Genomic DNA, 9,551 nt, shown 5'->3' with positions numbered 1-9,551 from the left:
AATAAAAATAGCACGCTTATTTAATTAATCCTGAACATCTCAAAAATTGGTTTATAAACTGCTGCTACTGTACCTCATAAACCCCGAATCTGCTGTATCAAAGCTACTGTTTCTGATTGTCTGATTGATATTGGTGATGGTTCCTACTTAGGTCCCTACGTTTGTATGGCTGGTCCTGGTCATATAAAAATTGGTAAGGAATGCCTCATTGCATCCCATACAAGCATTTACGCTAACAATCACAGAGAGCATGGATTAAGCCGTGAAGGAATTGAAATTCAAGACAAATGTTGGATAGGCTCTGGAGTTAGAATTTTAGATCGAGTGACTATTGGTAAAGGAAGTGTCATCGGTGCTGGAGCAGTTGTTAACAAAGATATTCCTCCCTTTTCCATTGCTGTTGGAGTACCCGCAAAAGTTATTAAAACAAGTTCGGGAGCCGGCACAGCTTGATGTTTGAAGAATTCGGACACCCCCTGCACTAAAACTGGACAAAATTGGACAGCCTTGTTTACCAGATCCGCAACACCCCACGAGTCACTCAGATGAAGGCTGTCCAATTTTGTCTGACTTTTTGGAACCCCCAAGTAGTTACTAACGTTGCTTTACGCGATCGCACAAAACAAAACTCTTTACCTAACACCGCATCAACAGTCTTTACCGCGTACGCCGTCCAGTCGGTGGTGTAACACCAAGCTAAAGAGAGTATTAAATTTTGAATTCTCCTTGCCCCCTTGTCCTCCTTGTCTCCCTTGTCCTCCAAGGAGTCCGCACGCCCGTCGCCCTTGTTTTCTTGTCTTGCCTACGCTCCGCGACTAAATTGCACGCGGGGCTGTATTAAAACATTAGTATAAAGTTCTTCGAGTCGAGTGATATTATTACTGAGGGTATATCGTTCTAGTACTCGCTTTCTGGCTTTTTGCCCTAACAAAGTTGTTAACTCCGGATGGTCTTGGAAAAGTGGCAAAAAAGTTTTTAATTGCGATCGCACTGTTTTAGTATTAAGAATTACACCAGCACCCTTTTCTAATACTTCGCCATCTGCGCCGACATCTGTCGCTAAACACGCGCTTCCCACTGCCATTGCTTCTAACAAAGACAGCGAAAGTCCCTCTACCAAGGAAGGCAAAATAAATACATCTGCACCGCGTAAAATTTCTATGCGCCGATTTTCGTTGGCAATAAACCCTAACCAGCTTACGCCATATTCGGAACCATAAAAGGTTTCTAAAGAAGATTTCAATGGACCATCACCGACAATCAGCAATTTACTATCAAAGCGCATTTCTGCTTGTTTCCAAGCGCGGAGGAGGGCTTCGACGTTTTTCTCTGGGGCAATGCGACCTTGATAAACAAACAAGCGTTCTGCTTTAAATTCTGCTTTGATTTTAGAAGTCCCCGGACAATACTTGGCAGTATCCACACCGTTGGGAATTACGGCAATATTTTCTTCTGGCACACCCATACGTGCTAGTAATTCTCGCTGTATTTGAGAAAATACAATCACGCGATCGTAGTTACCCAAAAAAGGCGCATAAAGTTGATACGCCAAAAGTTGTGTTCCTGATATCAGTTTTGCTCCTTTGCCAGCAAACGGTGTGTGGAAAGTGGCAACTAAGGGCAAATTCAGTTCTTCACAGATTTCTGGCAGAACAAAGTCAAGCGGAGATAAAGTCAAAGAAGCATGAACTACATCCGGCTTGATGCGCTTTAACGACTGAGTTAAAACCTTGGTCGCTTTAAAAGTCGGAATTGTGTAAACCTGGGACTTGTAAATGAAGGGTAGCGGAACCTCTGGGCAATTGGGCCAGCTGTCGGGTTGAGATTCTTCTTGGGCGAAGTGAAGGAAACTAACTTGATGTCCCCTGTCTAGCAAGGCATTTGTGATTTCCCGACTGTAGGTGACATTGCCGCAAAAGGGTGATTTTTTTCCAATCCAGGCTATACGCATTCTTTATTAGCTATCAGGAAAGCGGGTTTGATCTATCAGCTAAATGTCCTTTCTTTTTCGTGTTTTGTGCTGTTGTACTTGCTAGGTTTTTACTTATTAGAAAATCCCGCGATTACCCAATTCCCAGCGCAAAATTTGACGTTGCTCTACGAAAGTGCATTTTATGGATTTTTTACTTTACTTTTAAGTTGCTAATTCCTAATAAGTTCATAACAACTTACATAGATGCGATGTATCGCCTCTAGTTAATGTCAGGTTTATTCCCAGCAAGTACCTGATAAATCATTATTGACTTCAGTTTAGCACGAAAACAAAAGCTTTCAGTAAATAATTGATAATGCCAGAAGAGTGAATAATAACTCCTTTTTTTTGATAACTAGTCAGAGAAGTTATACCAGCTTAATATACTACCTGAAAAGACGATCGCTGCCAATCCCAAAAATACAGCTTGTAATCCAACGAATGTTTCTGCTACTCCTGCCAATGCCAAGGGCAAGGTGAGGGCAATATTAATCACATTGTTTTGCAGACCAAAAACTTTACCACGCATTTCGGGTGGGGTTTCGCTTTGGATCGCTGTTTGCATGGGGATACCGACTAACGCTCCACACACACCCAACAGCGCTATTAATAAAAGGATAATCCATAACTGTGTTGTGAATATCGACAAACCAATCAAGGATGCTGTCATACCCATACATCCAAATACACTTAATTGGATATAAGAAAAGCGTTGACAAAATTGACCAAGAATGGTTGCCCCAAGAGCAATACCAACACCACCAGATGCGAGTAAAAAGCCGAATTGGGAGGCTTTTAAGTTGGGAATTATTTCTGCCATGCGAACCGCGAGAACAGTTAAGGCGGCAAAGACAGAAAATAAGATAATAAGTTGGATTAAAGCATTGCGAAGGCGATGATTTTCTCCTAGATACTTAAAACCATCACGCAGGTCAGCAAAAACGTGGGGGTATTCTGCTCGATCTGAGTGAGATTTTTCGTTTGTTGACAAAAGTAACAAAATTATGCCAGCTAAAGCATAACTACCACCCACCAAAAGTTCTTTACCCAATCCTCCGCTACCACCAACAATTAACTGCCAAACATGGTCAGCTAAAGCTAACAGCGGTTCCCCGACAGCAAACCCGACAATCACCGATGCCATCATCGTTGTTGTATACAGCGAGTTAGCCGAGAGTAAATCTTGCTCTTTCACTACCAAAGGAATCGCTGCCTGTTCTGCTGGTGCAAAAAACTGCGTCAGCGTCGAAACCAAAAAAGTTACAACTAAAATCATGCAAAAACCGACTGGCAAGACTCCGATTGGTTTCCAATCATGAGTTAACCACAGCAGCATCGGAATTGCCAAAACCAAAATACCGCGCCAAACATTCGTTGCTACTAGCACTGCCTTTTTTGACCAGCGGTCTACAAACACACCGGCAACAGAACCAAACAGCACCGCAGGAATGGTAAAAGTCATCATCAGCGCTGATACCCAACCGCTAATACTTTGATCGCTTGCCTGAAACTGAGTATTTATCAAAGCAATCATCAGCACTAGATATACTTTATCTGCCAATTGGCAGAAGACTTGACCACCCCAAAGAGCTAAGAAATTAGGATTTTTGAATACAGGCAAAAAACCCTGTTGACCATCACTTGATACTGCTTCACCTTTATCTGGCGGTTCTTTGCCATTTGTAGAGGTTAATGGCTTATGCTCAGAAGTATCAATTTTGCCATTTTCACTTGTGTTTTTTTCGCCACCTTTTGTGAGATCGCTTTTTGGTATTTCCGACTTTGACCAATTTTTCTCATTGTGAGAAACGTCTGGAGACATTTCTTGGCTATAGAGGCGATCGCTTGTATTCGGAACAGCACTCAGATGTGGTGCTTGTGGTGATGAGTTGAGTGTCCTATTATGTTTTTTGCCGTGACTGGGGGAGCGCGGCAAGATTTTTGGTTCTAAATCAGACGGTTGCATCATAGTTGGCAGCAAAATAAGAATCGATCAACGCAGCGGAGCGAATAGGACGACCTAAATGATATTGAGCATATAAGCGCAAAATTTGCTCAACAGATAACCAGCCATCATTGGCAGCATCAATAGGCATTATCTCTGGTTGCGACAACTGCTGGAGCATAGCCAGTTCTGTCGCATTTAGTCGGCTAGAAAGCACTGGTATTTCTTGACGATGCACAATGGTTTCGTAGCCTGGGGAGGATGGGGAGATGGGGAGAGGGGGGGATGGGGAGATGGGGGGGGAAAAAGAATTATTCTCCTTGTCTCCTTGTCTCCTTGTCTCCTTGTCTCCAAGGAGTCCCCCTTGTCCACGGACACGTTCCTCACTCCTCCACCCCCGCACGGAAGTGTCCTCCCCTTGTCCCCCTCTCTCCCACTCCCCCCCTCTCCCTTTCTCCCCTTCTTTTCGCAAGCGCTCCAAAGCTTGTAAACTAACTGTTCCACCAGCAGAGACACTAAATCCTACCTGAGGGTTGGGGTCTAAAAAGTCTGGTATTAAGGGACTTTGAGTCAAGCAACAAACTTGCACTTGGGGGGTGAGTCCTGAATTCGCTAAAAGGTGAAATACAGCATGTGCCAGATGAGCGAAAATACTTTTTACTTGTGTGGTGGGTATCGCTTCCAACCTACCCAGATGTTCATTGAGTAACTCATACAATTCCTCTTGGGGTTGTTCGCTTAGAGCTTGACATAATACAATTTCTGCTAAATACTGACTAGCAGCTAGTTTTCCTAAGTCTTTACCAAGACCTGGATAAGTTTTTATAGTTTGCGCTTGTGTAATTTTGTCAAGCGATCGCCCTTGGGCAATCAGTAGTTCATTTACAACAAACATCCCGCTCCTACCACCAAGGCTTGATTTGTGCTTGCGTGCCCCTGGAGCAATTGCTCGAATCAAACCAAACTCTCGTGTCAAAATTGTCACTAGCCTATCGGCTTCGCCAAACGCCTGGGTTTTCAGATTAATCCCAGTTGCTTTATAAGTTCTACTCATTAGTCATTGGTCAAAGTCGGTTAGTAGTTAGTGGTTAGTAGTTAGTGGTTAGTAGTTAGTAGTTAGTAGTCAAAGAAAATCCACTAACGACTAACAACTAACGACTAACAACCAACAAAAAACAAATAACTACTCTCTATGATTCCAGGGTATCGCGCTGGCGGATCAAATCGATACCGCGAGAAGTGCCTAATCTAGTTGCACCCGCTACAATTAAGTCTAAAGCTTGCGAGGCGGTACGAATTCCTCCTGAAGCTTTAATTCCCACTCTTTCTCGTGCCACTTCTTTCAAAAGTCGTACATCTGCCACTGTCGCACCACCATTCCAGCCTGTACAGGTTTTGAGAAATGCTGCCCCTGCATCCATAGCTATTTCTGCTGCCACGCTTTTCTCCGTATCCGTCAGCAGATTAGTTTCCAATATTACCTTGACTTTTTGCCCAGCGGCTTCGCAAATTTCGGCAATTTCCCGATGTATTTCCTCAGTTTTGCCAGCTTTCAACCAGCCCAAATTAATTACCACATCCAACTCAGCAGCACCATTTTCGAGTGCTTCTTGAGCTTCAAACAACTTCGCAGCCGAAGTCGTCGCGCCAGTAGGAAAGCCAATCACCGTACAGACTTTAGGATTTTTGCCGTGGAGGAGTTCCGCCGCTTGCTTGACATGGACGGGGTAGACGCAAACCGCTGCAAAGCCAAATCTGTCTGCTTCTTCACACCATTGCTTAACGTGCTCGCTTGTAGCCGTGGGCATCAGCAGCGCATGATCGATGTATGGCGCAATATCAATGTCTGGATAATCTGCTGCCATTGTTACTTTTACCAGTAATTGATTATTAAACTTTATTTAGATTAATAAAGACATTTTTATTAAATTAAACCATAATTCGTGACATTTTTCTTGAGTATGTGACAGCTTATTGAGTGTTGAGGGTAGTTTCGCTCTTTATTAGTCTCAGTCTTTAAGTTGACATTCGGCACTCGTCAGGGTAAGAAAATGAAAAGCCGCAGCGATCGCTCACCTAGCGTGCCGTAGCGATCGCCCCCAAATCGACCATCGCCTGTTGCTAAAAAGTCAAGGATAGTTTGCCCTAACTTTTTTGCAGCTAGATATGGTACACCATTACCAATAGTTTTAAACATATTCGTCAACGTCATATTCTCTGGAAGCACAAAATTTGCAGGTAAAGATTGTATCGCTAAAGCTTCCGCTACAGAAATTCTTCTAACTTTGTAAGGATGCAAATGTACTTCATTATTGCCATAACAAGCTGTAGGAGAATAACGCCATCGGTGAAGACGTTTGTAAGACTTTTTGGAATCATCTCCTTCATCAACAACAGCAAATTTTTTTATACCAGCCCTTGGTTGAAAATAGTGTTTTGAATTGGCATGATTTAATACATCATTTTTTCTAAACCAGTATTCAACAGTTAGTTCTTCAGGAATCCCATCAGGACATGACAGTATAGAATCTTCTTTAAATAATTCACGCATCCCCCAAGGGTAAGAAAAGACTTTATCTTTAGGATATAAAATATGCTTTTCCCAAGGAAAGACATTTTCAGGAAGAATATTTTCACTGTGAAGTATTATTCCCATATCTGGAATAAGTTTTTTTCGGAAACCTATAAGAATAATTCTTTCTCTATCTTGAGGTACACCATATTCAATCGCATTAATTAAACGCTCTGTTAATACATAACCAGCTTGCTGTAATTGTTGTTTCAGCGCTTCAAAAAATAAACGATGTTTTGTAGTTTTCCACAATCCTTTGACGTTCTCAAATAAAAAGAAATCAGGTTGTTGTTGGCAAATTAATTCAACATAGGAAGCTGAAAGTTTGCCATTATCTCCTAAACGTCCTTTGTTTTTACCACCAGCAGAAAAATCAGGACAGGGAGGACCACCAATAAAGCCAATAATATTATTAGATTGGCGGCAGTCTTTTACTAACTCTCGCAGACGTTGTGCTGGTAAACCTTCAATAAGTTTGGTTACATCTGCTTCTTCCCCATAATGATAACCGTATTTCGGTAATGGCAGATTCAGAGCCTGCCGTGAATAGCGGTATGCTGACATAAAAGGGGAAAAAAGTTCATTGACATAAACAATATTAAAACCGCTGTTTTCAAAACCTAAATCAAGGAAACCAGAGCCGGCAAAAAAGGAAAAGATGGAAGGGCGATCGCTTGTCATCACATTAACGCTGCTTGTTCTAAACTAAAGTATATTAGCGCCATATTCCGCTGCTAATTGCAAGTTTTATGCCAAAAGAAGATAAATTCGACTTATCACAAGCTAGCACCTCTGATATCCTCGGTTATGATGACTTTCGAGCGTGAACTGAAAACACGGATTTCTCACGCTCAAATACGGGCAGCTGTTGCTGTCAACAAAGAGTTAGTATTACTTTACTGGCAAATTGGGCGAGATATTCTTCAGAGACAGCAGCAAGGTTGGGGAGCAAAAGTAATCAACCGGATTGCAACTGACTTGCAACAAGCTTTTCCAGAAATCAAAGGCTTCTCGCTTCGCAATCTCAAGTATATGCGAGCATTTGCCCAAGCTTACCCTGACGAGCAATTTGTGCAACAGCTTGTTGCACAAATTCCTTGGGGTCATAATGTCCGTATATTGGATACTGTGAAAGACTCAGTGGAGCGTGAATGGTACATAAAACAAACTATACAACATGGCTGGAGTCGTAATGTTTTAGTCCATCAAATTGAAAGCCAGTTGTACCACCGTCAGGGTAAAGCTATTACTAACTTTGACCGTACACTCCCCAAACCGCAATCAGAACTAGCACAACAGTTGTTGAAAGACCCTTACTCGTTTGATTTTCTAAACTTGGAAGAGGAGATTTTTGAACGTGATTTAGAACGCGCTTTAATCAACCACATACGCGACTTTTTATTAGAGTTAGGAGTTGGATTTGCTTTTGTCGGTAGCCAATATCATCTTGAAGTTGGCGGTGAAGACTTTTATATAGACTTATTATTTTACCACTTGCGTTTACGCTGTTTTGTAGTAATTGACCTAAAAATTGAAGAGTTAAAACCAGAATTTTCAGGCAAAATGAATTTCTATGTTAGTGCAATGGACGATTTGTTGAGACATCCAGATGACCAGCCGACAATTGGGATAATTTTGTGTAAAAGCAAAAATAAGGTAATTGCTGAATATTCCCTGCGAGACATGAATAAGCCAATTGGTATTTCTGTATATCAGTTAAGGAATAATTTGCCAAAAGGTTTGCAAGGTAATTTGCCCACAATTGAACAGTTAGAAGCTGAGTTGGAAACGGTGGATATTGAAAGAGAAAATAAGTCAGAATCGTAAATTTAATTTTTATTATGTCCTCATCTGATTGGGAAAACTTCTTAGCTGAAGGAAAACGTGCAGTTGAAATAGTCCGTAGGGGGTTAAGAAATCGCGGTATCAATGCAGGGGAGTCTATCATTACCCAATTTGGAACTGATGAAGATATTCCTGTGTATAGCACTGACAGTCAGCGCAAGCTGTTTTGGATATCAATCATTCATTGTTTCAGTTCGGGTTGAAGATCCCCGTATACTACCCCGTGCGTACAGAGGGTGGATGTGTGGCGAAGTAGAAAGCAAGCAATGGATAAACCCACCATCTGCCATTATTTGGTATTGTCCAGGAACTCAGGTTGCATGGGGCGCTATCCCTCCAAGACGACTGAGTACCCGCTGGTTTATATACCCAGACCGTTGGGGAAAATCAATAGACGGGCGTAAAACAAGGCAGTTAGGTTATACAGTATATCTTTACCGTAGCTGGCTTGTACTGCCAGAGCAAATTATCAGCAAAGATGAAATTATTGCTCATATTCAACGGCTAGCTCAACAATGATTTAGATACAATTGTATTATTGTTAATCAATTGCTTTAGACAGTTTGCACATTCCAAGTCAATATTTCGAGCAGCCTAACAAGGATTATAACTATGTCTGAAACTTTTGTTGACCTTGATGCAATATTTCATCAAGCTTTGGAAGAAACTGAAGAACTGATGAAACTCGGCTTTGATATTAGCGAACCTTGTCTTGTTACATCACTTGGATGGTACGCCAATAAATATCCAGAAATTGCGGAACGCTGCAATAAAGCTTTGTTAGAACTTATTGATAAGCAAGCTGCTACTACTCCTCCTGAATTAGTAGCTGCATACTCTGAAATTGATATGGACGGATTTTAAAGGCAGCGGAGATATTGGAATCAATAAAAATAACCTAGTAGGTTAAAGAATTAAAACTTATTTTGGCAAAATTTTCCTGATATAATCAATCATTTGTTTAACAGTTACGTACTCATTTAAAAAGTATCCTTCAGCAATTTCTATCCCGAATTCTTCTTCTATAGCTATCAAGAATTCAACTTGATCTATTTCATCTATACCTAGAGGATTTACTTTTGGATCAGTAGTGACACGACTAAAACCGGAAGAAATCCTCGGCGTTGCTGAATCAAAGTATGAATCATGCGATCGCTTCAAGCTTGTGGGCGAGTCCTTCCCTAGACAAATGGGGACAGGCTTCATCAAAAATAGTC

10 protein-coding genes and 3 pseudogenes are annotated in these 9,551 nt (G+C 41.5%); 5 read left to right on the top strand and 8 right to left on the bottom strand.

Going from position 1 to position 9,551, the window contains the following annotated elements; translation table 11 throughout:
- Window positions 1-123 precede the first annotated feature (123 nt).
- Window positions 124-453: pseudogene (locus PI95_RS37080) on the top strand (acyltransferase); the annotation flags it as partial.
- Window positions 454-541: 88 nt separating this feature from the next.
- On the opposite strand, the gene PI95_RS33390 reads toward PI95_RS37080, so the two are convergent.
- The 7 genes and pseudogenes from PI95_RS33390 to PI95_RS33365 form a co-directional block, all read right to left on the bottom strand.
- A complete protein-coding gene (locus PI95_RS33390) occupies window positions 542-763 on the bottom strand; it encodes a hypothetical protein (protein WP_039754597.1) in 222 nt (73 codons plus the stop codon).
- Between the two features lie 39 nt (window positions 764-802).
- On the bottom strand, window positions 803-1,951 hold the full coding sequence (locus PI95_RS33385) for a glycosyltransferase family 4 protein (RefSeq protein WP_039754596.1): 1,149 nt from the start codon (window positions 1,949-1,951) through the stop codon (window positions 803-805).
- 376 nt (window positions 1,952-2,327) lie between these two features.
- On the bottom strand, window positions 2,328-3,941 hold the full coding sequence (locus PI95_RS33380) for an MFS transporter (protein ID WP_039754593.1): 1,614 nt from the start codon (window positions 3,939-3,941) through the stop codon (window positions 2,328-2,330).
- Window positions 3,925-4,263 (bottom strand): annotated as a pseudogene (locus PI95_RS37365) (DNA repair protein RecO); the annotation flags it as partial. The pseudogene PI95_RS37365 and the gene PI95_RS33380, both read right to left, overlap by 17 nt.
- 108 nt (window positions 4,264-4,371) lie before the next feature.
- Window positions 4,372-4,971, bottom strand: a pseudogene (gene recO / locus PI95_RS37360) (DNA repair protein RecO); the annotation flags it as partial.
- 136 nt (window positions 4,972-5,107) lie between these two features.
- On the bottom strand, window positions 5,108-5,782 hold the full coding sequence (gene deoC, locus PI95_RS33370; protein ID WP_039754588.1) for a deoxyribose-phosphate aldolase: 675 nt from the start codon (window positions 5,780-5,782) through the stop codon (window positions 5,108-5,110).
- A gap of 173 nt (window positions 5,783-5,955) precedes the next feature.
- Window positions 5,956-7,170: a DNA cytosine methyltransferase gene (locus tag PI95_RS33365; protein ID WP_163519426.1), complete on the bottom strand. Its 1,215-nt coding sequence runs from the start codon at window positions 7,168-7,170 to the stop codon at window positions 5,956-5,958.
- 126 nt (window positions 7,171-7,296) lie between these two features.
- Here PI95_RS33365 and PI95_RS33360 point away from each other — a divergent pair, with 126 nt between their 5' ends.
- The 4 genes from PI95_RS33360 to PI95_RS33350 all read left to right on the top strand — a co-directional run bounded on the left by PI95_RS33360 (window position 7,297) and on the right by PI95_RS33350 (window position 9,198).
- Window positions 7,297-8,316, top strand: a complete 1,020-nt coding sequence (locus tag PI95_RS33360; protein ID WP_039754586.1) for a PDDEXK nuclease domain-containing protein — start codon at window positions 7,297-7,299, stop codon at window positions 8,314-8,316.
- Window positions 8,317-8,330: 14 nt separating this feature from the next.
- A complete protein-coding gene (locus PI95_RS35445; RefSeq protein WP_201280713.1) occupies window positions 8,331-8,537 on the top strand; it encodes a hypothetical protein in 207 nt (68 codons plus the stop codon).
- Between the two features lie 37 nt (window positions 8,538-8,574).
- Window positions 8,575-8,853, top strand: a complete 279-nt coding sequence (locus PI95_RS35440; protein ID WP_201280712.1) for a hypothetical protein — start codon at window positions 8,575-8,577, stop codon at window positions 8,851-8,853.
- Window positions 8,854-8,946: 93 nt separating this feature from the next.
- Window positions 8,947-9,198, top strand: coding sequence for a hypothetical protein (locus PI95_RS33350; protein WP_236117304.1), 252 nt, complete (start codon window positions 8,947-8,949; stop codon window positions 9,196-9,198).
- A 57-nt stretch (window positions 9,199-9,255) separates the two neighbouring features.
- Here the strand turns inward: PI95_RS33350 and PI95_RS33345 are convergent.
- A partial coding sequence (locus PI95_RS33345) for a phosphopantetheine-binding protein (RefSeq protein ID WP_236117303.1) occupies window positions 9,256-9,551 on the bottom strand: 296 nt, incomplete at its 5' end.

This window comes from Hassallia byssoidea VB512170 (assembly GCF_000817785.2).
GTDB classification, from domain to species: Bacteria; Cyanobacteriota; Cyanobacteriia; order Cyanobacteriales; family Nostocaceae; genus Hassallia; species Hassallia carrinoi.
This window is presented reverse-complemented; position numbering and strand designations above follow the sequence as displayed.